Source organism: Mesorhizobium sp. P2_B5 (assembly GCF_056404775.1).
In genome coordinates this window covers 1,048,337-1,073,726 of the sequence record NZ_JBFUDJ010000001.1, presented here as the reverse complement: position 1 = coordinate 1,073,726, position 25,390 = coordinate 1,048,337, and the positions used below count along the sequence as shown (strand labels likewise).

Genomic DNA, 25,390 nt, shown 5'->3' with positions numbered 1-25,390 from the left:
GTGGCTAAGTTGCCTCGTCAGCGATAACGACCTGAAAGTCTTAAGGTTCCCGTTCGGAAATCCTGAGAATTATGCGGGATCGCCCACAACAAGGTCGGCGGACCTTCGCCGGCCAAGCACGCGGTCGATGTTGGGCATGTCGTTGGAGGCGATCCAGGCGCGTGCGTCTTCGTCCGAACGGCCATGTTCGTGCCAGCGCTCCAGCAGGCGGCGCTCGAGTTCGGCGCGCGGCACATCGACAAAGATGGTGAAGTCGAACAAAGGCGCCAGCCGCGACCACGGCTCCTCGTCGAGCAGCAGGTAATTGCCCTCGACCAGGATGAACTTGGCCTCGGCGGCGACGATAGAGGCTGCGGCGCGCGACAATTCCATGCTGCGGTCGAACACCGGAATGGCGATGTCGGGTTCGCCCGAACGGATGCGCTTCAACAGCGCCTCAAAACCGGCGAAATCGAAGGTTTCGGGAGCGCCTTTTCTTGGCCGCAGGCCGCGCTGGTTGAGCACGATGTCGTCATAGTGAAACCCGTCCATCGGCACGACTTCCGAGGCGCCTTCCGGCAACAGATCATGCAGGCCGGCCGACAGCATCGACTTGCCGGCGCCGGGCGGGCCGGCAATGGCGACGATGAAGCGCTTCGCCTTGCCGGCGCGCTTGAAGATGGTGGCGGCGAGGTGGGCGATTTCGGACATGAGAGCCTCTTTTGCAGCCAGATGGTTTCAGCCGCATCTTGGCGGCTGTTGGCGGAAATTTCAAACCGGGATTTGGATCGTCTGGCCAACAGCCAACGGTCCAGGTCAGCGCCGCCCCTCATCCCCCTGCCGGGACCTTCTCCCCGTATAGTGACGGGGAGAAGGGGCTGGCCGCGACCTCGCGCATTTCTTGCAATGTCGAAGATTAGCGAAACCGTCGGCGACATCACCCCTCTCCCCGTCACTATACGGGGAGAGGATGCCGGCAGGCAGGTGAGGGGCAGCGCTAGCGTTCGAAAATCAGCCGTGCTTGCCGATACGCAGGAAATCGCTGTCGAAGGCGACGTCGCGGGTCGAACCATCGGCTCCGGTGAGACGCATGTGACCTGATGTTGTCGCGATATCGCGCGGCGGCTCGCCGCTAGCCTGCGGCAGCGCGCCGATGACATGGCGGAAGGAGACTTCGCCGCCGAGCGCAAAGGCGGTCGCCACGCCTTCGCGCTTCAGCCAGTTGTCGCCGATCGAGGCGGCATGGCCGACGGCGGCGCGGCCGTCCTCGATGCCGAGCACGCCGCGATGGCGGCCGCTCCACGGCGCATAGTCGCGGCCGCCATTGCTGAACCACAGCATGGTGACCGGCAATTCGACCGGGTTCTTCAACACCAGCACCAGGTCCTGTTCGGCCCGGCGCGCCAGCGCCGTCCAGCCCGGACCGCCATGATCGGCCTCAACCATGGTGATGAAATCCTCGCGCTGATCCTCCATGCGGTAGTCGGTGAGATCGAGCGTGCCGCCGCCGGTGGCCGGGAAGCGCGTCAGATCGGTGGTGCGCGCGGGATAGGCAAGCTTGAAGCGGCCGCGGGCCGGATCGGGCTCCAACGGTGTGTCCAGCGTTGCGGCAAAGCGCTTGGGCGAAAAGGCCAGCCGGCCGCCGTCGCGCATCGCCGTCATCGGATGGTGAGCGGCGGACACCGCGCCCGACCCACCGGAAAAGACATGCTCCTGGTAGAGGAAGGGATGGCCATCCCGAAGCGTAAAGATCTTGTCGACCGAGGCGCCCATGACCTGGCGGCGCAGCCGGAAGATGGCCCGCCAGCCATCGGATGTCGCTTCGCTGGCAACGATATCCCAACCGCTGTTGGCCGGCCAGCCATGCAAGGGTGCTGCCTCGATGTCGCTGGCCGAAAACGGCGCGCAGAGGAAATCGCCGGAAAGCCGCACGGTGCCTTCGGGCAGGTCCGGCGGCAGCGTCTCGCCGGCGTCGATCCAGGGCGCGCGGTGCAACGGTTTCAGCTGGCGGCCATCGCTGTCGACGGTCATGTCGGCGATATGGCCAACGGTGAGGTCGACCGTGACCGAGATGCCTTTTGCCTTGATCGTGACCGTATCCATCCGCGCACCTGCTGATTCTGATGGCAGCGAACAAACCCGCTCCGCGCAGCTTGCGCAAGCGCAGCTTCCGGCATTTTGCATCATACCAGTTCGCTGCCGTCCTGGAGGGCGCCAAGGTTGTCAAAGGTCGGCGCCGCCCCTCACCTGCCTGCCGGCATCCTCTCCCCGTATAGTGACGGGGAGAGGGGCGCTTTCGTCGCGACTTTCGCCAATCACCAGCGCTGCAAGAAGGGCGCCGGCGTTGCGGCCAGCCCCTTTCTCCCCGTCACTATACGGGGAGAAATGCCCGGCAGGGCAATGAGGGGCGGCGCAAACGGTCGGAACGGCAAGGCATATAGACCAAGACCGGCCCTGCCCCCTACTGCCGCTTGTATTCCCTGACCGGCGACTTGGTGCCGTCGGTGTAGGTGACCTGCACCGCCATCGACGTCACGCTGTCGGCGACCTTGAAGTAAGGCTGGTAGTCATAAGGGATGGCGTAGGGATCCTTCTTGTCGCAAGGCGGCAGCTTGATCTCCTTGTCGAGCGCGGTGCCGTTCAGGCTGTAGCGCAGCTCCTTTATGCCGCAACGGTATGACAGCATCTGCGAGAAATAGACCAGGCCGTGATTGCCGCTGGCATCGAAGGCGATCCACGAGGTCCAGAACTGGTCGAGGATCTGCTTGTTGCCCTGCTGGAGTGCGGCTTCCGGATCGAAACTTATGTTGAACGGCCCGGTCTCGCGGCCCCTGAGATCGAGATATTTTACCCCGATGATGGTGGCCGTGGTGCTGTCGGGCAATTCGAAGCTCGGATTGGGCATCGGCTTGCCGGTGCGCTGGTCGTTCATCGCCATCAGCCCGGTGTCGGTGAACGGACCTGATTCACCCAGGCGCCAGGAGATGCCGGTCGCCGCCTCGGGCAGCGAGATGGAAATTGTCCAGCCGGCATTGGAGCGCATCGGCGTCAGCGACGGGGCAAAACGGGTGGAGTCGAGCACGTCGCCAAGGGCCGTTAGCCGGCTGCGGCTGTGGTCGAGCCAGTCGGCAAGCTCCCTCTGGTCGACGAAATGTTTGAGCAGCCCGCCATCCTTTTCATAGGAGACGAATTTGGTCAGCGCCTCGGCTTCGCCGCGCTTGTCGGACAGCGACTGGACACCGAGGCGATCCTCGGAAAACTCCTGCGCGAGCAGATAATAGGCCGGCGCGAAATCCGGATTGGCCGCGATGAAGGCGTTGAGCTTGTCGAGACGCTGGGCATCGTCGAACTGCAGGATATGGACCAGCTTGATCGACAGCGCCTTGCCCTTGTCGGCCAACTGGCCGAACACTTCGCGCGCACCGGCCTTGCCGTCCTGCACGCGCAGCAGCGTGGCAAAGCGGGTGTAGGGGTCGACGGCGTCGACGTCGAAGCCGGCAAAGGCGAGGTAGGAGCGGCGGGCATTGAGCATGTCGCCGGACAGCTCGTAGACGCGGGCATTGTGGTAGAATTCGTCCGGCCGCTTCGGCTCGGCGATCGCGCCGCCTTGCGCGGCCAGTGCGGCAAAGCCCTTGGCGATGGTGTCGATCGAGGCGGCGATCTGCTCGGTGGTCGCCTGCAGCTTGTCGGCCTGCTCGGCCTGTTTTTGCTGCCCGGCAGCGAGCGTTTCGGTGGTCTGCTTGACCTGATCGACGGTCTTTTGCGTCTGCGCGCCCTGCTCGGTCTGCTGCTGCTGATTCGACGCAATCTCCTCGCTCTTTTTCGCTACGGCATCGGTCGATTGCTTGACCTGGTCGACCGTCTGCTGGGTCTGCGTGACGGTTTGCTCGATTTTGGCCACCCTGGCCGAGACGATGCCCATCTGCTGCTGCAGTTGCGCGATGGCCGGCACCAGGCCGGCGATGATCCCGTTCTGCGAATTGGTCTGCTGCTGCAGGCCGTAGACGCCGCCGGCGACGGCGGCCGCACTGGTGGCAAAGATCAGCGCCGGCAGCGCCTTGGCGGCCAGCACCAGTCGCAGAACAATGGCGATGGCGATGATGGCGGCGGCAACCGAGGCGACCAGCGCGATATAGGCGGCGAACGGCGCCAGCGGATTGAGAATGTCGGAAGCAGCACCACCGATGAAGGCGACGCTGCCGGCCCATTTGCCGGTGCGGCCGAGTGAAGCCCTGATAAGAGATGGCGCAGCCGCGCCGATGTCACCGGTCGTCATGTCAAACCCCCAAAGCAATTGCCGCGCGCAGTGTAGCAGCGCAACCCCGTCGGCAAAACAGGACAGGAAACGGGCGATTTCGGGGCGGGCACCAAGCGCGAGTTCCTCGCCCCCACAAAGTGGGGGAGAGGTGGCCGCGAAGCGGCCGGAGAGGGGGCTTCGTAAAGCGCCATCCGGCAAACGAAGATCCTGGAGCCTGTTCTGCGCGGTCGGCGCCATTCCCCCTCTCCGTCTCGGCTTCGCCGAGCCACCTCTCCCCCGCTCCGCGGGGGCGAGGAAAACCAGGCTTGTGCGTTAACCAAATGGACGAAGGCAATGGGTTAGGCTAGGTTCCGGCCCTCTCAGCAACGCCGGACTTGCCTTGCCCGATTTCCATTTCCCCGCCCTCCTCCAGAGATTTGTCGCCGCCTTGGCGCTGCTGGTGTTCGTTGCCGGCTGCAGCACCACGGCGCCGCCGGAAAGCGTGCTGGCGGTGCCGGCGCCGCAGGCGAAATATGCGGCCATCGTCGTCGATGCCAGCGGCAAGACGCTGTTCGAGGTCAGTTCGACGGCGCAACGCTATCCGGCGTCGCTGACCAAGATGATGACCCTCTATCTGCTGTTCGAGGCGCTGGAGTCCGGCCGCGTCTCGAAGGAGACGCAGATCGCGGTCTCCGACAATGCAGCCCGGCAGCCGCCGACCAAGCTGCGCTTCAGGCGCGGCGAGAGCATCGATGTCGATTCGGCGATACGGGCGATCGTGGTCAAATCGGCCAATGACGTGGCGGTGGCGGTGGGCGAATATCTTGGCGGCTCGGAGGACCAGTTCGCCGCCATGATGACATCGAAGGCGCGCCAGATCGGCATGACCAGCACCGTCTTCCGCAATGCATCCGGCCTGCCCGACGCCGGCCAGCACACGACGGCGCGCGACATGGCGGTGCTGGGCATGGCGCTGCGCGCCCGCTTCCCGCAACAGTTCCACTATTTCTCCGAAAGCGATTTCATGTTCCGCGGACGGCTGGTGCGCGGGCACAACGACATGCTCGGCCGGGTGCGCGGCGTCGACGGCATCAAGACCGGCTATATCAGGGCCTCCGGCTACAACATCGTCACCTCCTACAATGCTGACGGCCGCAGGCTGATCGTGGTGGTGATGGGCGCTGACAGCGCCCGCCAGCGCAACGACCATGTCGAAGCGCTGATCCAGCGCAGCCTCTCGCCAGCGATGGCCGATACGAAGACGCGGCTGACGTTTGCAGGAGGCCAGCCGGCCGCGTCGCCGCTTCCCGGTCTGCCGCCACCTGGCTCGTCGCTTCCTGGCTTGCCTGGCTTGCCGCCGCCCGGTTTGCCGACGCAGTAGACCTTGTCGTTGCGGGAGAGAAACTCGGAAACGCCGGCRGGACAGCACCCCCCTCTGCCCTGCCGGGCATCTCCCCCTCAAGGGGGGAGATCAGACGTCACAATGGCTTTCGCCAGCCTCCAATCGAGAAGCAGAGCCGCCGGAGCTGCCAATCTCCCCCCTTGAGGGGGAGATGTCCGGCAGGACAGAGGGGGGCCGCGAAGGATCGCTGCCTCTCTTAACTCTGCGGCAGGCGCGCTTGCCCCTACCGCACCACCAGCACCGGGATCTCCGTCAGCGACACGACTTCCGCGGTCTGGCTGCCCAGCACCAGCCTGCCCAGTCCGCGGCGGCCGTGCGAGGCCATGACGATGAGGTCGCAGGCCTCGGAGCGGGAGACGTCGAGGATGGCCTCTGCCGGCGTCCTGTTCTCGATGTGCAGGGTCTTTGCACGCACACCGAGCGCGTCGGCCCGGGCCTTGCACTTGTCCAGCACCTCGCGGCCATATTTGCGGGCGTTTTCCTCGTAATTGACCAGCTCTTCGGCGGCGACATAGCCGGCCATTGCCCCGCCCCAGGCCAGTGCCGGGAACGGCTCGGAGACGTTGACGAAGGTAACAGTGGCGCCGAGGCCCTTGGCCAGTTCGAGGCCGTGGGCGACGCCCTTGGCAGCGAGTTCCGAACCGTCGGTGGCGATCAGGATATGTTTGTACATGACGACAACCCCTGTTGTGGGGCGATCCAGTGCCCCTGATGGCCTGACCAAGCTTTTGTGGGCGATCAGACTTGGTACTGATGTAGTTCGCCGAGCCGGCCTACCACAGGGTCAAGATGAGGCCAGCCGCCGATGACCATGACGCCAGGGTGGACCATCGCAGATGGCGCTCCCCCTCTCCGTCTCGGCTTCGCCGAGCCACCTTGCCGGGGCGAGCCACGGGTCTCGCCCGTCCTTCGGACCCCCCGCTCCGCGGGGGCGAGGAACCCAGGCTTTTGGAGGCCGCGACATTGGAGATTAGCGTTTCCTCGCCCCCATGAAATGGGGGAGAGGTGGCCGCGCAGCGGACGGAGAGGGGCTGCCACTGCCCTATGCGATTGCAGGCAGGCTGGCGGGGCCTGATCACAAGAACTTGCACGGACGCTCGATTTGCGCCGCAGCGATAGCTATGCCGCGCCGGCTTGGCGTATCGTGGGGCCGACAGCAGGAGCCGGTATCATGAGCACCGTCCCAAAACCATCCGAGCAGGCCGACAGCGAAAACGACAGCGGCGGCGAGTATTTCGAGGCGCCGCCCGCCCACGAAGCCGAACTGGTTGCCGACGAGGCGCTCGAAGCGCCCGATGTGCCTGATACCGAACCCGCCGAACCTGGGCGCCTGAAGCCGAAGCGAAAACCGTCGGCGATATCGGGCCGAAAATTCCGCAAGCGTGACCTGGTGCGCATCGACGACCTCAGGCCGAGCCTGGCCGACCGCATCCGCGCCGACCATCCCGACCTGCCGCGCGGCGCCCGCATCAGCCGCGAGGAGCTCGGCCGCTACCGCATGCGCTACATGGAGGAGTTGCTGCAGCAGGAGCATGGCGAATTCTCCGAGCTCGACCGCCAGGTGGTCGAATCGATCGCCAGACAGGACACGATTTCGGAAAACTCGGAAGAGGAGTTCGAGGAGCACAGGTCGTTCGCCGACCGTGTCTCCGACAATATGGCGGCCTTCGGCGGCAGCTGGTGGTTCCTGATCTCGTTCGGCAGCGTGCTTGCGGTATGGATCGGCATCAACCTGCTCGAGGGCTTGCAGAGCGCTTTCGACCCCTACCCCTTCATCCTGCTCAACCTTCTGCTCTCCTGCATCGCCGCCATCCAGGCGCCGATCATCATGATGAGCCAGAGACGGACGGAGGCCAAGGACCGCCTGCGCTCCTTCAACGACTACCGGGTGAACCTGAAAGCCGAGCTGGAAGTGCGCCATCTGCACGAAAAGCTCGACTATCTGATCTCGCGCCAATGGACGCGGCTGGCCGAAATGCAGCAGATGCAGCTGGATGCGATGCATGAGTTGACGGGGGCGAAGAAGGCGAAGCGCACCACGCGCCGGGTGCGCAGGAGGGTGGCGAAGGTGGAGGCGGCGAGGTGAGGCCCGCGTGCCGGACGATAAGCCAATTGCCTGGCTTTTCGAGCAATGAGCGGTGAAGCGCCGCCTTCGGGCGGAGTCCTCGCGGGCCTTTTGAAGGGCGCCCGAAAGACGGAGAGCCCGCGATGGGCGCTCGCGATCGATTGCCCGGTGACGGCAATTGTGCTATTATTTTGGACATGGTGCTGATTTGCGCCAGCGACCCGCCGCCGAGGCGGGTTTTTCGTTTTCCGGCTTGCGGGCCTTCGGGCTTGGCTACCCATCGGTTGGATCCTGAAGGATTCGAACCTGCTTGCCTGAGGGCGCCATTTCAATTGCCCGTTGAAGCCCGCGCCGGCTTCCGCTAAGAAGCCGTGGCTGGCCGGCCTATCGGCTGGTTCGTTTTCAGGTCTCCTGAAGGCACCCGTAGCTCAGCTGGATAGAGCGCTGCCCTCCGAAGGCAGAGGTCACAGGTTCGAATCCTGTCGGGTGCGCCAAGTCTAATCTTCGAACCCGGTAGATTCCATCTTGAATCTCAATTGCTTTGCGTTGTCACGCACCACGCCGACTTCACTCTCGGCAAAGCCGTCGCTCGCCTCGGCCTCGATTTCGAGCGTCAGTTTCACCTTGGCGCCGTGTGTGCGCTGAAGCTCCATCACCACAGCGTTGAGGATTGCGTCGAACGATTTGACAGGACGAACCATGTCGAGCTCGACGGAGCCATAGAAACGTCGAGGCTTGCCGGGCGCGGACGATAGAGTCACGGCAGGATCGAGACCGCTCGGCTGGGGCGTGGGACCAGGCAATGACCCTGGCTCTGGCTGCGTCGCCGCCACGCCTTGGTCCTTCAGTTGCTTCTGCGCCTCGGCTTCACGGACGATCATCGCCGTCGGAGGGAGGAATTCGGGAGGGTTTTTTGCCCAGATGAGCTTATGGTACTTTTCTGTAGCCTCGTCGAAGCCATCGGCATAACCGAACTGTGGATCGAATTTCGCAACAGCATCGCGAATGGAGCCCTCCAGTACGACCCTATCGCGCAGCTTCGGCAGGTAAACATAAGCCGCAAACCAATCGGCGATTTCGGCGACCGTCAGGTGCGGGCGATCTTCTGGCCAGATCGGTCTGAGCGCGAGCCAGAGGCGCTCGGTGCCCAGCTTCTCCAGGACGATCCCGTCAGCCTTTGCCTTATCATAGACGACATGTGGGATGGCGGCCCTGTCGCGAGACGAGATCAGGCTGTGTTCTAGATCGAAGGGTTTTCCGGCTGTTTCGCTCTTCACCGGATAAAGAATATGGCTCCAGGCAGCGCGGATCGCTTTTATCGCCGACTCGCGGTTCGTCTTAGCCTTGTCCTTTGCGTCAGCGGCTTGCGCCTGCGTCATTTGCTGCTGAAGGCGATCGTCCTTGTCGATGGAGGCCCAAGCGATCGACTTGCGCGTTACTTCACGGGCGGTGTCTAGGTTCGCCTCATCGGAAGCCACAAAAATAAGCGTATTACGCAGGCGTCGCTGGGAAGCACGGCAACGCATCAGTGCGTCGGTCACTGCGTCTGTCGCCGACGACTTTAGAGCGCCTCTTCCGGCATGAGCCAAAGCCGGGCTCAGGATTACCAGCGAAAGCGATTGCGCCTCATCGATCGTCACTGGATCGTCCGGTGCTGCGAAGATGCGATGGAAGCCGGCTTTGCTGCCCGCGTCTTCGCGAAGCACGTCAGCTATTGCCGCGTCGACTTCGTGATCCGGCAGCGCCTTTGCACGATCATCGGCCAGACGGTTCAGCGTAGGCTGGGTCGAAAACCAATAGCGACCGGCTTCTTCATAGAGATAGGTGGCTCGCTCCGTCAGTTCCCGAAGCGCTTCACCGAAGATCGCCAATTGATCTCCAGGCTCAGCGCAGGCGAGGCGCAGACCCTGACCTGTGAGACCGGCATTCGGTTGGCCGACCAACGGGGCCGAGCAGATGAATACAGACCGCGCAGCACGGGTCGCGGCGCGCAGCTGCGAAATTCGTCGCGAAGGATTTGCTTCCATCCGGTTCGGTAGGGAGCCGTCGCCGTCGACCTCCTTGTCGACGACCGAGCCGAAGGCCGGATCGAGAGGATAGAGGACGCTCACTCGCACGCGTTCATGCGCAACTGGCACCCGCGCCGGCGTGATCAACGGATCACGCATCTGTCCATGCCAGAGGACGCCGATAACGTTCGCCATGAAGCGCAGCACGCCGCGCGTACGCTGAAATTTTTCCAGGCTGGCCCAATCCTTTGACAACCGATCGAAGAGTTCAGGGTGGATCGGATAGGAAAGGCGCAGCAGTTCGAGATAGCGTGCTTCCTTGGCCTCGGGAGGGAATTCAGCAGGGTTTTTCCTATAGAGATCATGGAAGGCTTTGACGGTTTCGTCTCGCGCCTTCTCCCCGTCCGCATCAAGTGGCTGGAACAGACGCCGCCTGATGATCTCATAGGTTTCGTCGCCGGAGGCGGGCAGCCAAGCTGATTGTACGCGGCCAAAGATTTTTTCAAGGCGAAGCAGTGCCGCCTCGCCGCGCGGTCCACCGGCCTCCGCATTGCTTTCTGGCAGTGATCCGACGATCAGAATGCCAGGCACCATCTTTGCCGCTTCGGTGAGCGACTGGATGAAGGACAAGAAGGCCTCGAAGCGGTCGTCGTCAAGTTGGCGGGCGAACATCGTCAGTTCGTCGAGCAGGATCACGCTCGGTCCGGCGAGCTTAAAGACTTCGACCATCAGTTCGGAGCCGGGGCTTGTGCGCGCGGCTTCGGCTTCAGCGACAAGCTTCAACCCAGCATCGCCCGCAATCCGCCAGGCGATGTAGCCCCAGAGCGTATTGACGCGAGGACCCTCTTTGAGGTTCAGCGACACGTCGGCGCCCTTGGAAGAGCCAACAAACACCGCCATCTTCGGCTTCGCCAGCGACGTCACGCCTGCCCGATCAAGAACCTCCGCCAGGCCGGGAAGACCTCGTGGGTCGCCCCCTTCTTTCAGATGTTTTACAAGATGGAAGATCGCCAACATGGTGTGCGTCTTGCCGCCGCCAAAGGCAGTTTGCAGGCCAATTACCGGATCGCCGCCGCTGCCGCCAAGCCTTTGCGCCGCTGTGGTCAGGACACGCTTCAAGCCTTCGGTGAGAAAGGTGATACCGTAAAAGGCGCTCGGCGTCGCATAGCCTTCGCCAGCATAGCCGGCGTCGACGGCGAACAGATCGGCGGCGAATTCGGCTTCCTTGAAACGGTTTGCGATCACATCGGGGTGTGGTAGCGCGACTTCGATCCAGGGCTTCAGGGTCTTGCCGGGTTGACCATCCTCGTCAGCGCCTCGTGACAGTGTCAACGTGGACTGAGCTGGCGTCGGCGCCGGTGCGATTTCGTGCTCCGGTGCTCGTGCCAGTCCCGACTGGCGCTGGCCGTCATAGAGCTTCCTTAGCTCTGCGACTTCGCTTTCTGGAGCCTTCACGAGCTTTAAAAGCTGGTGCATGGCATCGAGATAGCGCAGCGCCTCGTCGTCCTGTAGGCCGAGAGCGAGATGCGAGATGGCATTCCGGGCTTCGAGCGCCATCGACGCGAAGTTGCGCGCCTTGTGCTTGTCGGGGCGCGCGAACGCGTCGTCGAACACTTCGCGCCAGCGATCGATCATGGTCTTGACGAGGCCATAGGCATCGAGTGGCGCGTTCGGCGCCCCGCCAACGGCGCGGCTGGCATAGTGCAGCCAATTTACGCCGTGGATTCCCTTCATCCGAGCCTCGACAAACGGCGTCAAGCCTCTCTGCAGATGGAAGAGCCCACCTTGAACCCGTTGCAGCGTTTCTTTTTCAGCACTCATGGCGTGAACCAACCCGCTTTGTTTTGGCCACAGAGGAAATCGACCGCGATTCCTTGCGCGTTCAATGCGGCGATATTGTCGATCCAATCGCTGTCGGTCGCGTTGGTGACAGGGACGCCAGTTTTTCGCGCCAGCGCCGCAAACTTGCGGTCGGAGGGGTCGAAATTCGCCAGTGCCGGGTCGTTTGGAAAGTCGGCATACTCGCCGCCAGCGTTTAGTGCCAGCGCGACTCTCCGAACACGCGCCGGATTGTATTGATGTTGATAGACGTGCTGCAGGAAGAGTGCGCCCAAGCCATAGGGGCGGCTTTGCTGAAGCGCCTGTGCGTATTCTTGCCGTATAGCATCGGCATCATCGATAAGCACAATATGCTCACTGCGCGCCGTGGCGATGAAGATCATGCAAGCGTCAATGCAGCTCGCCACGACACCACCGTTCTGCTGGTTCGCCACGACTGCAACGTTTGTGTCCACGATAACCTCGGTCATTGCGTGGCTTCGCTCGCGCGACGCCGCTCAATCCGCGTAAGCTCGGCGGCGGCGACCTCATCGAAGGCGTCGCCCATGAACTTGTCCGGCCAGTTGCGGATGTTTCCGAATTCGTCGAGATCCAGCGGAACCAGCGTCGAGACGCCGCCATCGGCCTTCGCAAAGAACAGCTTAACCTTGTCTGAGGACAGGTCTCGCGGTGTGGCGCTGGTTGGAGGCTTAGATTCCGCGATGCGACGTTGCAATCTCAACAGGAGATGCTCCGAATGGCTCTCCAAGATCACCTGCAAACGCCGATGAATGGCGGCCTGGATGATCGCGTCGGCAAGTCCGGCTTGGGCGAGAGGATGCAGATGAATCTCGGGCTGTTCTAAGATGACGGTGGCGCCCTCGGGAACGTATTGCAGCAGTGTGATGACGGGTAGAACTTGGGACACGCCGGTGCCGACATCCGTTAGCGGCACCGAAGGGCCACCGGCATGTGTGCGGACTTTTGCGATCCAGCGGTTCGAACCTGGAGCGACCTCCACAATCGAAAAGCTATCGATCAGCCCAAGATGCTTCAGCCAATATGCGACGACTTCCTGAAGCGGCCTCCGTCTTTTTTTCGGACCGAGGCTGCGCTGTTCGTCAACCGCAGTTGCGGCCACCAGGGCCTCGATCGTGCGTTCCCCTGCGTTCCCCACGTCGATCGGTCTTGTGCCTGTCCAGATATAGTCGCGCGAGGGGCGAACCCGCAGCGGGCCTAGATAGTAGAGATTATCTATCTCGCGCTCGTATGCGGCCTCCAAGTCGGAAAGCAATTGAGCATTCTGATAGTAGGTTCGCGCCTGATCCGGAAAGGCGTAGGATCGAACCGGTCCGGGGAGCGCCCAAGCCCGTCCACGGTTCCTGATAAACTCAAAATTGCCACCCGCCGAAACAAGCTCGTAGTCCGAAGATGAGTCCGGTTTCACTGCAAGACGAAAGCTGATGCCGCTTAGCGAGTATTCAAGAAAACTCGATCGCATCGACAGCGTGCCGGTCTTGGGGAGGCGATCCGCCACAACCTCCGAGCTTATACCGAAGATTTCTCCGCCCGCCGCAATGGCGGTCTTTGACCCCGTTGCGTCGACAAGCGTCAGCTTCTCGCGCGGCCGGAAGCGGATATCCCACTGAAGTCGCTTATCGATGTCTGCAGCGTTTATGATATCGGAATATTGCCCGAGTTCGACGTAAGACCCATTGAGTTGGAGTACTGTTGCGCGGTCGCGCTCCTCGCGCGTTTGCTTGAGCATGAGCAGGAATTGGATCAGGCTCGATTTTCCAGATGAGTTCGTCCCGAATAGACCGGTGACAGAGGCGAAGCTAATTTTGGCCTCGCGCCAGGATTTGAAATTCCGGAGATCGAGCGATTCGAGCACGGCCGGTCCCCTTACAACAGATTGAGCTGCGGCTCGTCGACGCTTGTCGAGCCGGCATCTTCGAGCTTGGGCCATTCCTGTGCGAGTTCGTTATAGACGAGTGCTTCGGCGGCCCATCCTTTCTGAGTGGCGATCTCGAACAGGCGATAGGCAAGCGCGCGCGCGTCGGCCGCTTTTGGCCCCATATCCGCAACAAGGCGCCCGGCTGCGGAACCACCACCGTCTTCGGCATTGAGAACGCGCGCCGTATGCTGCACGCACTCCCAGACCGTGAGCTGCTTGTCTGCGGACGGAAGCCAGTCCTTGGGAAGTTCGCCTCTGGGAGTGAGTGCGGTGCGGCCACGCAAGTCCTGAAATACGTCCGATGCAAAGAGAGCGTTGGTAGAGATGTTTTTGGCATTCGCCAAGGTGATCAGTTCGCCAGAGGGCTTTGCATCGAAGCCGTAAGTTGCAAACCAAGCAAGGGCGACCTGTGTCTCGGCGTCGAAGGCGGCGTCAAGCTCATTCTCGATCTCTTCCCACACGCGATTGATCACCGAAAGCGCGGTCTTAACAGGCATCGCGCTGTCGTCATCCTCCAGCACTTTTGCGTGGCGTGAGAACACACCCATGCCGGGGCCGATGACGGATTGCTGCATGTCCACCGGGCCAACACCAGCCTTTCGGATATCGTCGATCGCACCCGGTAATTCGCGCTTGAGGACACGAATAAAGTCCGCACGTGTGATGACGGCAGCGGCAGTAGCGCGCTTTCGGCAGACAAGGACGATGGAGGAGGCAAGAGCGTTTGTGCCGCTGCCGATCATGCGGTTAGCCATCTCCGTGCGCATTGGCCACGTGCCATCGATCACAAGTCCGGCTTCCACTACGGCCTGAAGGAAGGAGGCCCAGCCCGCTGAGGTGATACCATCCGCGCCGGCTTCTGCCTGCTTGAACGCGTAGTAGACTGCCAGCGGTTCTCCATCAGTCGCGGCTTCGCGCATGGCAGTTAGGGCCTCGCCCATGCCCGCCATGAAGAAGGCTTCCGCACTGTCCTTGCCTCCGTGGCGATAGGGAGTCGCGACAAGCTCGTCCGCCTTTGGCGTCGTCAGTCGTCGAAAGAGATCGGGCCAAATGCCCAATAGGGAGCGTCGGAGCCACACGTAGAAGAAGTCGGAGAGGTCAGCATATCCGATATTGTCATAGTAGGGTGGATCGGTTGAGATCACGACAGGGCGAACAGGAAATGAGTTTTTCGATGCATTGATATTGAATATCTGTCCCGATACATGCCCTTGCGACGATCCTATTCCGTCAGCTACATACTCGATTGCGGTCGTGAAGTTGCCCGACGAGGAGCTGAATATATTAGGCTCCACAAAATCCCACGTCATAGCAATTGCCTGGCGCGCGAATGTATTTCTAATGATCTCTTTTGATGAATGCCAGGTGGCAATAGCAGAATTGTAATCGACTGATTTGCTGATGCCAAACGCTAAGTAAGTCGCTATGGCATCCGCATATGCTTCCGCGCCAGTTCCGCCGTTGTGGAGACGCCGGCCGTCAGAGGTGAGGTCCGTGGCGCTGGCATCGGCGAGTGCCTTCCCCCATGCCTCACCTACCAGATCAGAGAATGTCGCTAGAGCCACGAGCTGGCGAGGGGTGAAAATGTCCACATACTGCTTCATTCCGTAGCCCGGGGGCGAGAACCAGCGTGGATTGTCGGGCATGTCTACAGCAATGGCAGAAACGTCCTCGGGGTGGGCGGACGCGGCGATTTGTTCGTGCTCGGCCGTTGGCGAGAGATAGACACGAGTCTTGTTGCCTTCCGCAACAACGGCCATGAGCCGGGCACCGAGTCGTTTTGCCATTCCTTCGCTGCGCACATGGTCTGGCGAAATAGTCGCTCCAGACAGGACGCAGTAAAAGTTCGTTCCCCGTCCCGTCTTCGTCCCGCTCTTCAAGCGCTCCTCATCTCCTTTTGTCAGCTTGCCGGTCTGCACCTCAAAACGCCAACCGTCTTGAGCGGCTGCGTCGACCACTAGCTCCACCCATGCCTTCTTGCCCTCCTTCGTAGAGAGCATGAAGGATGAGGCCAGCGGCACCATAGCGCCCTTCGCACTTGGGTCTGGGGAGCGAACGGTGCGCGCCCAAAGCCAAGCAATGACGGTCGCGTTTGATCCGTTGGTCAGGGTCGCCTTTGGATAGAGATGGCCGACGCGCTTCTCGGCTTCTTCGCGCATCCATCGGCCGTAATAGCGAACATCGTCAGCAAGACCCTGTGCCCCCTTACCGTTCCATTTGCCGCCGCGCATAATTTCGGCGCGCGACTTTGGATTCACTGGAGGCCTGCCGGCGAACTTCGGCGGGATCTCCACCAGCGCCTTGCCGATGAGAACGGCGACAGGATTCAAATCCGAACCATAGGCACGCAGGCCGAGGCGCTGCGCCTCAAGTGGAATGGACCCACCACCCGAGAAGGGATCATAAATCGGCGGCGCCTTGGTTTGCAGGTAGTCGAGGATTGCCTTGCCGTCGCCCTTGGAAGGCGGCTCTTCGCCGAGTCCCAAGGCGACCGAGCGCGCGATTTCCCAGCGGGCGGCGTTCAGAATCGTTTCGTTGTTCGAGGCCTCCCACGGAACCATGTCTTCGATGACGCGATGAAGCCGTCGACGCTCGATGTCCTGCGCTTCCTCGGTCGGGAAGCGATCGGGCCAGCTTGAGGGGTCATCTACCAGTTGCGCAAACAGAACGGCACGACAAGCGGCCAACGGGCGGCGCGCCCACCAAAGATGGAGCGTCGAAGGATGCCCGTGCCGGATCGACTTCTCCCGCGCCGAGGCGACGTTGATCGCTTCGAGCGGGATCGACACCTCGATTAGTTTCTTGCGCGGGGCCGTTACCGTCATACCAAACCTCTACTTATTCCCAAAAGGGCCGGTTCGGCTTACGCGATCACGGAAGGCCTCCGAGGGAATCAGGGCCTCAAGCCGGCCCGGAGCCTAGCGATAGCAGATCACGCACGTCGAACACTACCGCCGTTTCCGCAAAACCCAATTCCCTGTTGAAGAAACGACGCACATAGACTGGCTCGCGCACGAAACCGGCGTCAATTTGAACGATCGCAAGAATAAAGGCTTCGGCCGCATTCAGGGAGGCCAGGATCTCGTTTTTGGTCAGGATGACCTCGCGCCCGTCCGCCTGCCGACCCTTGACCTCAATGAAGCGCAGATGGCCGGCCTTGAGATCGCGGCTTTCGATATCCCAGCCCTTCTTCTCGGCCGAGACGTCCAGAGGCTCATGGCCGAGCGCGCGCTCGGCCGCGAAGACGGCCTCCATGGCAAGGCGCTCGGTCTCGGCACGCGCGATAGGGTCTTCTTCAAATACGTTCGGTTTGGTGGCTGGAGCGGTTGCAGCCCGGGACTTCAAGAGCCCGCCAGGGATCACCAGCGCGGCGCCTTTCAGAACCGGCGGCAAAGCGGAAATCTGGCGCTCCCGGTCTAGTTCCGACTGGCGTCGATGCAGCCGCTCCACGAGCCGGGCGGCCGTTGCTTCCGCGTTCTGGGCGTTGATGCGCTGTTCCTTGCCGGCGCGCTCTTCTTCGCGAAGCCTAGCGGCGCGGGCATCCCAATAGTTGATCTCACGGTTGAGGCGGGCGCGCACCTCGCGCTCCACCTTATCGATCTCGGCGATCCTACGCGTTCTCACCTCGTTGAGATGGTCGGGAACTAGCGACCGCACGGCGTAGCCGAGCGCTTGAACCTCTACATTGTCCGAAAGCCAGGGCGCGACGATTGCCTCAGCAACGGCCACGCGGTCCTCGGCGGTGATCGGGCGGCAATCTAGATAAGGAGCGGGCCCACCGTCGGTCGCTGATCCGTCTTCCTTTAGGAACAGGAACTGAAGTCGCTGGGAAATGGCGCGAGGCTCGCCCGAGCGGCCAACCCGTCCGTCGCGGATTGCATGTTCGAGATAGACGAGGAGCTTTGGCTCGACGCTTTCGTCTGCATCGTCCACCAGCACGCCGCCTTGGTTCAGGAGCGGCTGGAAACGCTCGAGGATAACGTCGACCAGCGATTCGAGCAGTGGATGACCTGGCGCCACGAGTTCGGCCTGCGGTTGTCCGATGATTAGGGATTTTTCAAAGGTGATGCGCGCGTAACGATCAAGCACCGGATCGGAACGGCCGATCAGCCGGTCGCGCTCTTTCAGGATCGACGGCACTCGCAGGATTTCGAACCGGCCTTTCTCCCGCTCGGCAATCCGCCCGCCAAGCATGGTGAAGGCTTCGCGAAAGAACGAACCGATGAAATGCGGTTGCAGGCGTCGCGCCGCCGCGCGCTCCATTTGCTCCCGGATTTCGGCGACCGAACTCGGGTTCATACCCTCGGAGGTTAGTTTGCGTTCGGCGACCAGCCTCTCGATGGCATCCACATCTACTGCGCCATCTACTTTTCGGAAAAGCTCCGCTCTCTTTTCCGGCCGGTCACCGTAGCGAATTGCCTCGACAAGGAGATCGCGCAGCGCGTGGCCTTCGAACAGTTCGCCAAGCACGTCGTAGACTTTGCCACCAAGCGCGGCGCGAGCCTCTTCAAGCTTTTCAAGCAGGCGACGATAGACTTCGCCTTCGCGCGTATTCGCAGCACAGAGGTTCCAGAGGTGGCAAACCTCAGTCTGGCCGATGCGATGGATGCGGCCGAAGCGCTGTTCGATGCGGTTGGGGTTCCAAGGGAGGTCGTAGTTGACCATCAGATGCGCGCCGCGCTGAAGGTTCACCCCTTCGCCCGCGGCGTCGTTTGCGATCATCACGCGCACGCGCGGATCGGAATTGAAGGCAGCGATGGCGCCGCGCCGCGCTTCGCGCGCGATGCCACCATGGATCACGACCACGGCCGAAGGATCGCCCACAAGTGCTGCGATTTTCTGTTGCAGATATTCGAGCGTATCCTTGGGTTCGGTGAAGATCAGCACTTTGCGACGCAGGCCGGTCGTCGCGTCGAGCATCAGCGGCTCGTCAAGGATGGATTCGAGCTCGCGCCATTTAGCGTCCTGGCCGGAAAGCTTGAGTCGTAGCGCGCGGCCCTCGAGATCCTTCAGAATAAGGATCTCGGCTTCGAGCTCGGCAAGCGTCGCAGCCGCCGTTGCCTGATCGACGATCTGTTCCTCGGCGGCTTCCGCTTCCGCGCCCGGCACCTCATCAAGGTCGTCTGGATCGTAACTGGGCAGAACCGGCGCGTGGGTTAGTGGCGCCGAGCCGGTTTGGCGCATCAGTCTTTCTTCATGCAATCGGTCCTCCAGGCGCTTGCGGCGGCGTTCCAGCGAGCGGTGGATCGCGGCCGGCGAAGAGGCAAGCCGGCGCTGAAGGATCTGCAAAGCGAAGCCAACATTCGACCGACGTTTATCGTCGCCGGTCCGATCCGCGCGGTTCATTTCCTCGCGCACATAGGTCGTCACAGCCTGATAAAGATCGGCCTCGACTGGCGACAAGGCGAAACTGGCGGTATAGGCGCGGCGCTCCGGAAACAGCGGCGTGCCGTCGAAGCGATAGAGTTCTTCCTTGGTCAGACGTCGCATCATGTCAGATACGTCGGCCTTGTGAACGCCTTCGCGGAACCGGCCTTCGAACCGGTCTGCATCGAGCAATCCCATGAACAGCTGAAAGTCGGCTTCCTTGCCGTTGTGTGGCGTTGCGGACATCAAAAGGAAGTTACGTGTGCGGGTCCCAAGCAACTTGCCAAGTTTGTGACGCTGGGTTTCCTTTACTTCGCCGCCGAAATAGGACGCGGCCATGCGATGCGCTTCGTCGCAGATGATCAGATCCCAATCGCCTGCGGCTTCAAGCTTGGCCTTCAGCTCGTCGGAACGTGCCGCCATATCCAGACGAACGATCAGACGGTTCTTTTCGACGAACGGGTTTCCAGTGACGGAGGCTTCGATTTGATCGCGCGTCAGGAGATCGAAATGGAGGCTGAACTTTTCGGCCATTTCCTCTTGCCATTGTTCGACAAGGCTTCCAGGTGCGACGATCAGGCAACGTTCAAGGTCGCCTCGAATTAAAAGCTCCTTGATCAGGAGCCCTGCCATGATCGTTTTGCCGGCGCCTGGATCGTCTGCAAGCAGGAAACGAAGCGGCTGTCGTGGCAGCATCTCTCCATAAACAGCCGTGATCTGGTGCGGCAACGCCTCGATCTGCGAAGCGCTTACTGCAAGATAGGGATCAAAGAGGTGGGCGAGGCGGATGCGATATGCTTCGGACGCTAAGCGCAGAAGGCCGCCATCCGCGTCGAAGGCGTAGGTGCGGCCAGCAGCTATGAATTCAAAGCCAATCTCTTCACCACGGTAGACGAGCCGCTCGGCGACTTTCCCGCCCACCCTGAAAACCAGGTTAAGTGCGTCAGCTCCGAATTTGGAAACAGAAACAACCTCCGCAATACCTGTGGCGTCGAGACCTTTGATCCGCGCACCGGGCCTGATTTCTTCGAACGTGCTCATCCATTTTCCTTGGTCGGAATGCTACGCGCTTGCTGTAGATAGAAATGTCGGGGCCGTTGACGGCGCGCTTAAGATCCATTCGGCCAGAAATTTGGTTAGGTCCTTCGACATTTTGGGGTAAGACCAAGTCTCGCTCCACTTTTCGGTGTGGCCATGGCGCAGCCTCACCCAATCGTAAAGAGCATCATGTGGGCACAGGTACCAGTGTCGGCTTGCGCCTAGATGATAGGTGCGATTGGGAAAAAGCATCCACAGATCGCGATTTCCATATCTCTTCAGGTCGACCGCTGCTCGCCCCTTCAGTTGAACACCCCTAAGCTCTCGGCCCGGTGCTCTAACGACCAAGTCTTCACCCTCAATATCAGCTTCTGGGCGATATACTCGGTAGCCGCATCTTATCAGCAGCGCGGTCGCCTCAGCACGATTGGCCGCCTCCACGGCATTCGATGACAACTGCATTGTGGAAATCCCCGATGCATAAACAGCATAGTCCCCAGGGCTGATAGACAACACGAATGCACCGATTTGAACAGGGATGGCGGTCGCAATGCGAATCCATAGCCTGTATCTCTTTGTTTTGGCGCAATTCCCAAGGGAAAGCGCTCACACTTTCTTGGAATTGCTCTAATCCGCGACCCTAGAGGCGGCGCGCTTCATGTGCGCGCCTACCGGGCCGGGAGCCAGCCTGCGGCTTCGAAGAACCCGGGCACGTCATCCAGCCCGTGGGCGATGGCGTCGGGCTGGTAGTCGGGTGGCGGGCGCCGGCCAGTGCCGCGGTCGACCCACACGGCGCGGAATTTGAGATCGCGTGCGGCTGTCAGGTCGAGATGCGGGCTGGCGCAGATGTGCACCAGCTCGTCCCTGGTCACACCGAGGGTTCGCCAGGCATGTTCGAAAATCTGCCGCGACGGCTTGTAGGCCTGCGCCTGCTCGGCGGTGATGACCCGGTCGATGGCGCCACCCAGCTGCGCGACGTTGCCGGCGATGATGGCGTCATCGGTGTTGGAGATGATCGCCAGCCTGAAGCCGGCATCCTTTAGCCGGCGCAGCGTTGCGACGACTTCGGGAAAAGGCGGCATCTTGCCGATCGACGAGGTCAGCAGTTCGGCGTCATCGGCCGCCGCTTCCAGCGAGAATTCACGCAGCGCCAGCCGCAAGGCCTTTGCCGTGACGGCGGCGAAGGACAAATGCGGCCTGGTGTGCTCAAGCTCGTGCTCGTGCCGGTCATAGACGGGGATGAAGTCTTCCGCTTCGATCTTGCGGCCCTTGCGCGCAAGGATCGTTTCCATCGCCGCCATCAGGCCTTCGTCCCACTGGATCAGCGTTCCGTAGCAATCGAATGTCAGCCAGGTCGGGCGCGGCCCGTTCAATGCCATTTGGAGAAACCTCAGGGGAAAGTCGCCTGGACACTGGCAGCGATTTCAGTCATTTGAAAATTAAATGTTGCGATAGGCTCAAGTGGAAATTCGAATGGATCTGGATCTCGATCTGTTACGCAGCTTCGTCGCGGTGGTCGAAACCGGCGGTTTTACGCGCGCGGCGGAGCGCGTTCACCTGACGCAGTCTACCATCAGCCAGCAGATCAAGCGGCTGGAGGACAGCGTCGGCCACAGCCTGCTGGTGCGCGAGCGCGCGCCGGGCGGCGTGCAGGTCACCGAAGAGGGCGAGGTGCTGCTCGGCTATGCGCGCCGGCTGCTGTCGATCTCGGCGGAGGCGGAAGCGGCCCTGCGGCAGCCCACGGCGCCGAAGACAGTGCGGCTCGGCGTGCCGGAAGATTTTGCCGGCCGCCGGCTGATCGACCTGCTGTCGGGATTCTCCAGGGCCTCGCCGCATCTGCGGCTCGACACCGTCAGCGGCTGGAGTTTCGAGCTGCGGCGCCTGCTGGACAATGGCGAGATCGACCTGGCGCTGATCAAGCGCGAGCCAAGCGACGCGCCTTGCCTGGGGCGCTGGGAGGAGACGCTTGCCTGGGTAGCCGGCCCGTCCGGTGCGCTCGACGCCGACCCCGTGCCGCTCGCCATGTTTCCGCAAGGCTGCATCTACCGGCAAAGGGCGACGCGCGCGATCGAGGCGGCCGGGCGGATGTGGCGCATCGCCTATACAAGCCAGGGGCTGATCGGCGTGCAGGCGGCGGTGGCGTCGGGGCTGGGCATCAGCCTGCTGCCGGTGGATGCAGTGCTTCCCGAGCACCGGCTGCTGCGCGCTGCCGACGGTTTTGCGGAAGAGCCGCCGTCGGAGGTGGCCTTGATCGCGCCCTCGCAACGGCTGGATGCGCCGGCGCGCGACCTGGCCGCGTTTCTGGTCGCAAACATCGGCAGCATTCTGCATGGCTCTGTCGCCCGGCCGAAGGAAGCGCGGCGCCCGGTCGCGGCCTTGCGCTAACTGGTTTCGGCGCTAAAACGGGAAAGCGTCTCGGCAGCGCGCAGGCTTGAGGCCAAGCGTGCCTGGAACAGAATAGAGCCTGCCCGGACCAAACCTTGGTTTGGTCGAACGCAAGCCCGGAGCGAACATGCGGACAAGGGATCGCTGCTCATCCTGCATCAGGATGACGGCGAATATTTCCAGGTTTCGTTCATGGCAGAGTTTGACGCATGAGGCGTAGTCAAGTGTCGCTTCATCCGCGCAGGCAGGGCCGCCACCCTGCAAATATGGACACAGCCCAAGATCCGTCTCTTGATGCCAGCGATAAAGTTGCCGCGCCCCGGGCGTAAAGCGGGTCGTTCCCTGTTGCTGCGCCTGTTGGGAGAGCAGAGCAAGGTTCGCTTCGCATTGAGCAAGCTCGCCAACCGCCCTTGTGGCAGCCGCTGACCACGATGCGCCTGCCGCAAACCCCATTGCCGGACACCGGCCGGAACTGTCGCTGGAGATTGCCGCAACTATCGGCACCGCCAAATCCAACGTAAGCCGCAGAAGCCGCAATTCCCGACCTTGTTGCCGAAGCCAGTCCTCGTAAGAAGATACAGTGTCGCTTGCCGTCGACGTCGGATCGATTCGAGGCAGAACAAGTCGATTGTACCACCAGATTGAGGTCGCATCTCGCTCTATCAGCTCGAGAAGTGCGCTCATCGCAGCGTCCTCAGGGTTGATGCCCAGCGCAAGTCCGTTCGAGTCGGCAGCCGGCAAAGATGATTGCTTGCCACCGGGATCATATCCGAGGAAACACAGCCCCGCGGGCACCCAGGCTTGCTCCGTACCGAGCTTGTCGTCACTCAGGATCCAGTCTTCAGGCGCGGAGCTATCCCAGCGGGCCGGAACCATGTTGCGGGGCTGTCGGCTCCCGGCCTCTCGCCGGTCATATTGCTCTTCGCTGAAAAGAAGGATGCCGGGCGGCTCGACGACCCGCCCATGAATCGCATTGGCACACGACCGGAGAATTCGCCCCTCGGGAACGATCTGGGCGAAGTAGGTCTCGTCCGCCTCATAGAGGCAGCCTTGCAGCGCCTGCTCGACTGTCGTGCCCCAACCAGACACGAAGTAAGTGCTCTCATCGCCATCCCTGGCGGCGCGAACGCGGCCGGCCGCCACCGTGAGAGGACAGCCGAGCAATGGGTCCGAGATCACCACCGGGCCATAGAGAAGACTAGACCCCACGCAGACCTCGAATGTGCGTATCTTTCGCGTGGCGAGCGCTTCTGAACGGATTTCGCTCTGTCGCACGCCCGAAGCTCTTGGTGCAGCAGTTTACACGCTGCCATGCGCGATAGCATCATGCAAATGTGCTAAAGTACGTTCGGACGTCCGACCCGAGGTATGGATTGACCCCAAAGCCTGGATTGACCGCAAACAACGGCACCCTGAAGCGACGCCTGACTGCGATCGTGGTCGCAGACGTTGTCGGCTATTCGCAACAAATGGCGGAAGACGAGGAAGGCACGTTCACCCGCGTCCGAGCGCTGATGCACGACGAGATCCCAGGCTACGTTCATCGGCATGACGGCCGCGTTGTAAAGAACACCGGCGACGGTATCGTAGCGGAGTTCCTCAGTGCGGTCGAAGCGGTCCGGTGTGGGGTGGCAATCCAGGCCTATCTCGCAAGCCCCGAGCGGCCGTCGCCCGGTCTGTCGCTTCGGATGGGCATAAATTTCGGCGACATTATCGTCGACGGCGACGGAGACGTGTTCGGCGACGGTGTCAACGTGGCTGCACGCCTTGAACAGATCGCGGCCCCCGGAGGCATTTGCCTTTCGGCAAAAGTGCATGAGGAGGTCCGCGCGGGGCTGCAATTGCCCTTCGAATATTGCGGTGACTTTCTGCTCAAGAACATTCCCCGACCCGTGGCAGTCTACTCGCTTATTCACAGACCCGACGGCCCCGCTCCGAGCATCGGCGCCGGGACTTCGGGCTCGAACACGCCGTCGATCCTGGTCCGCCCATTTGTCAGCACCGGCGGCGTGGAACCCTATTTCAGCGAAGGGTTCACGGAAGACGTCATCACCGAGCTGACGCGGTTCACGCAGCTCTCCGTCGCGTCATATCATACCTCGATGCGGCTCAAGGATGTGGAGCTGCCAAAGCTGGTCTCGGATATCGGACTCGATTTCGAGCTTGCGGGGCGAATCCGCAGGATGGGGAAGCGTATCCGCCTGTCGTGCGAACTGGTTGACGCGACGTCCGGCGGCGATGTTTGGGCCGAGCATTATGACAGCGACGATCAGGACATATTCGATGTGCAGGACGAACTGGTCCGCAAGATCGTGGGCACAGTTATCGGCCGCCTCAAGGCCGCGGGTGCTGAGAAGGCGCGGCGCAAGCCGCCGGCCAACCTGGCGGCCTATGAGTGCGTGCTGCGCGGCAATGCCCTGCCGCTAGGCGACCTCGCGTGTGAAGCGGAAGCAAGGCAATGGTATCAGCGCGCCATCGACCTCGATCCGACCTATGGGCGCGCCTACGCCAAGCTGGCTCACTACAAGCAGCTGGAATGGTTTCGCGACATGGGATCTTCCGATGCCCTGCTCGACGAGGCGCATGCAATTGCCAAGAAGGCGGTGGCGCTGTCTCCTAACGATCCGGTTTGCCTCAACATTCTCGGCTGGGTGTTGCTGCACCGGCGAGACTTCGACGTCGCCGCGCAACTCTACGCACGGGCCCTCTACCTCAATCCGAACGATCCCGAGCAGGTTTCCTATCTCGGCACCCTCTACACATTTTGCGGCGAACCGGATCGCGCCATGCAATGGTTCGAGCGGGCGCAAGTGCTCGATCCCCTCTATGAACCATCCTGGTATTGGCCGTTTCGCGGCATCGTCCACTTCATTGCGGGCCGGCCCGACCAGGCATTGGTCGCTTTGAGCCGTTCGTCGACAATGCCGACATGGGTTACGGCCTACATGGCCGCTTCGAGCTCGGCGCTTGGCCGGGACAGCGACGCAAAGTTGTATGCGGCTCGCGTGTTGGCGGGTACGCCCAGCTTTTCCTGCAGTCGATTCGTGGCCAAGGAGCCTTATCGGCTGGAGGAGGATCGGGCCACGCTGTTCAAGGGGCTGCTCGCCGCCGGGCTGCCGAACTGAAATTGAAG

At 61.8% G+C, this 25,390-nt stretch carries 15 protein-coding genes and 1 tRNA gene; 5 read left to right on the top strand and 11 right to left on the bottom strand.

Annotated elements, in window-relative coordinates; genetic code table 11:
* Positions 1 to 69 precede the first annotated feature (69 nt).
* The 3 genes from AC1D1N_RS05485 to AC1D1N_RS05475 form a co-directional block, all read right to left on the bottom strand.
* Positions 70 to 690 (bottom strand): nucleoside triphosphate hydrolase, encoded by a 621-nt coding sequence (locus AC1D1N_RS05485; protein ID WP_112559976.1) that lies wholly within the window; start codon positions 688 to 690, stop codon positions 70 to 72.
* A 300-nt stretch (positions 691 to 990) separates the two neighbouring features.
* Entirely contained in the window at positions 991 to 2,082 is a 1,092-nt protein-coding gene (locus AC1D1N_RS05480; protein ID WP_477347087.1) for a hypothetical protein, read from the bottom strand.
* Between the two features lie 358 nt (positions 2,083 to 2,440).
* Positions 2,441 to 4,255: a methyl-accepting chemotaxis protein gene (locus AC1D1N_RS05475; protein WP_477347085.1), complete on the bottom strand. Its 1,815-nt coding sequence runs from the start codon at positions 4,253 to 4,255 to the stop codon at positions 2,441 to 2,443.
* 361 nt (positions 4,256 to 4,616) lie between these two features.
* On the opposite strand from AC1D1N_RS05475, the gene AC1D1N_RS05470 reads away from it, so the two are divergent.
* Positions 4,617 to 5,597, top strand: a complete 981-nt coding sequence (locus AC1D1N_RS05470) for a D-alanyl-D-alanine carboxypeptidase family protein (protein WP_477347083.1) — start codon at positions 4,617 to 4,619, stop codon at positions 5,595 to 5,597.
* Between the two features lie 244 nt (positions 5,598 to 5,841).
* Here AC1D1N_RS05470 and AC1D1N_RS05465 read toward each other — a convergent pair whose 3' ends face one another.
* Complete coding sequence (locus AC1D1N_RS05465; protein ID WP_477347081.1) at positions 5,842 to 6,291, bottom strand: universal stress protein; 450 nt, start codon at positions 6,289 to 6,291, stop codon at positions 5,842 to 5,844.
* Between the two features lie 498 nt (positions 6,292 to 6,789).
* Here AC1D1N_RS05465 and AC1D1N_RS05460 point away from each other — a divergent pair, with 498 nt between their 5' ends.
* Both AC1D1N_RS05460 and AC1D1N_RS05455 read left to right on the top strand, forming a co-directional pair.
* Positions 6,790 to 7,704, top strand: a complete 915-nt coding sequence (locus tag AC1D1N_RS05460) for a DUF1003 domain-containing protein (RefSeq protein ID WP_477347079.1) — start codon at positions 6,790 to 6,792, stop codon at positions 7,702 to 7,704.
* Between the two features lie 396 nt (positions 7,705 to 8,100).
* Positions 8,101 to 8,177: transfer RNA gene (locus AC1D1N_RS05455), tRNA-Arg, on the top strand.
* A gap of 3 nt (positions 8,178 to 8,180) precedes the next feature.
* On the opposite strand, the gene AC1D1N_RS05450 is transcribed toward AC1D1N_RS05455, so the two are convergent.
* From AC1D1N_RS05450 to AC1D1N_RS05425, 6 genes are all read right to left on the bottom strand, one after another.
* Entirely contained in the window at positions 8,181 to 11,513 is a 3,333-nt protein-coding gene (locus tag AC1D1N_RS05450) for a DUF499 domain-containing protein (protein ID WP_477347077.1), read from the bottom strand.
* On the bottom strand, positions 11,510 to 12,001 hold the full coding sequence (locus tag AC1D1N_RS05445) for a hypothetical protein (protein WP_477347075.1): 492 nt from the start codon (positions 11,999 to 12,001) through the stop codon (positions 11,510 to 11,512). Before AC1D1N_RS05445 ends, AC1D1N_RS05450 begins: the two co-directional genes overlap by 4 nt.
* Positions 11,998 to 13,404 (bottom strand): DUF3696 domain-containing protein, encoded by a 1,407-nt coding sequence (locus AC1D1N_RS05440; RefSeq protein WP_477347073.1) that lies wholly within the window; start codon positions 13,402 to 13,404, stop codon positions 11,998 to 12,000. Before AC1D1N_RS05440 ends, AC1D1N_RS05445 begins: the two co-directional genes overlap by 4 nt.
* A gap of 11 nt (positions 13,405 to 13,415) precedes the next feature.
* Positions 13,416 to 16,292: a DUF1156 domain-containing protein gene (locus AC1D1N_RS05435; protein WP_477347071.1), complete on the bottom strand. Its 2,877-nt coding sequence runs from the start codon at positions 16,290 to 16,292 to the stop codon at positions 13,416 to 13,418.
* 76 nt (positions 16,293 to 16,368) lie between these two features.
* Positions 16,369 to 19,875: a protein NO VEIN domain-containing protein gene (locus AC1D1N_RS05430; RefSeq protein ID WP_477347069.1), complete on the bottom strand. Its 3,507-nt coding sequence runs from the start codon at positions 19,873 to 19,875 to the stop codon at positions 16,369 to 16,371.
* A 665-nt stretch (positions 19,876 to 20,540) separates the two neighbouring features.
* On the bottom strand, positions 20,541 to 21,251 hold the full coding sequence (locus tag AC1D1N_RS05425; RefSeq protein WP_477347067.1) for a haloacid dehalogenase type II: 711 nt from the start codon (positions 21,249 to 21,251) through the stop codon (positions 20,541 to 20,543).
* A gap of 88 nt (positions 21,252 to 21,339) precedes the next feature.
* Here AC1D1N_RS05425 and AC1D1N_RS05420 point away from each other — a divergent pair, with 88 nt between their 5' ends.
* Positions 21,340 to 22,257 (top strand): LysR substrate-binding domain-containing protein, encoded by a 918-nt coding sequence (locus tag AC1D1N_RS05420; RefSeq protein WP_477347377.1) that lies wholly within the window; start codon positions 21,340 to 21,342, stop codon positions 22,255 to 22,257.
* A 12-nt stretch (positions 22,258 to 22,269) separates the two neighbouring features.
* Here the strand turns inward: AC1D1N_RS05420 and AC1D1N_RS05415 are convergent, their stop codons facing one another.
* Positions 22,270 to 23,532, bottom strand: coding sequence for a YcaO-like family protein (locus AC1D1N_RS05415; protein ID WP_477347065.1), 1,263 nt, complete (start codon positions 23,530 to 23,532; stop codon positions 22,270 to 22,272).
* A 116-nt stretch (positions 23,533 to 23,648) separates the two neighbouring features.
* On the opposite strand from AC1D1N_RS05415, the gene AC1D1N_RS05410 reads away from it, so the two are divergent.
* Positions 23,649 to 25,382, top strand: a complete 1,734-nt coding sequence (locus AC1D1N_RS05410) for an adenylate/guanylate cyclase domain-containing protein (protein ID WP_477347063.1) — start codon at positions 23,649 to 23,651, stop codon at positions 25,380 to 25,382.
* The last annotated feature ends 8 nt before the right edge of the window (positions 25,383 to 25,390 follow it).

What these genes read in the sequence shown, in the direction of transcription:
- AC1D1N_RS05485 (WP_112559976.1), bottom strand. Translation starts at nt 690, where the DNA reads ATGTCCGAAATCGCCCACCTCGCCGCCACCATCTTCAAGCGCGCCGGC.
- AC1D1N_RS05480 (WP_477347087.1), bottom strand. Translation starts at nt 2,082, where the DNA reads ATGGATACGGTCACGATCAAGGCAAAAGGCATCTCGGTCACGGTCGAC.
- AC1D1N_RS05475 (WP_477347085.1), bottom strand. Translation starts at nt 4,255, where the DNA reads ATGACGACCGGTGACATCGGCGCGGCTGCGCCATCTCTTATCAGGGCT.
- AC1D1N_RS05465 (WP_477347081.1), bottom strand. Translation starts at nt 6,291, where the DNA reads ATGTACAAACATATCCTGATCGCCACCGACGGTTCGGAACTCGCTGCC.
- AC1D1N_RS05460 (WP_477347079.1), top strand. Translation starts at nt 6,790, where the DNA reads ATGAGCACCGTCCCAAAACCATCCGAGCAGGCCGACAGCGAAAACGAC.
- AC1D1N_RS05450 (WP_477347077.1), bottom strand. Translation starts at nt 11,513, where the DNA reads ATGAGTGCTGAAAAAGAAACGCTGCAACGGGTTCAAGGTGGGCTCTTC.
- AC1D1N_RS05445 (WP_477347075.1), bottom strand. Translation starts at nt 12,001, where the DNA reads ATGACCGAGGTTATCGTGGACACAAACGTTGCAGTCGTGGCGAACCAG.
- AC1D1N_RS05435 (WP_477347071.1), bottom strand. Translation starts at nt 16,292, where the DNA reads ATGACGGTAACGGCCCCGCGCAAGAAACTAATCGAGGTGTCGATCCCG.
- AC1D1N_RS05430 (WP_477347069.1), bottom strand. Translation starts at nt 19,875, where the DNA reads ATGAGCACGTTCGAAGAAATCAGGCCCGGTGCGCGGATCAAAGGTCTC.
- AC1D1N_RS05425 (WP_477347067.1), bottom strand. Translation starts at nt 21,251, where the DNA reads ATGGCATTGAACGGGCCGCGCCCGACCTGGCTGACATTCGATTGCTAC.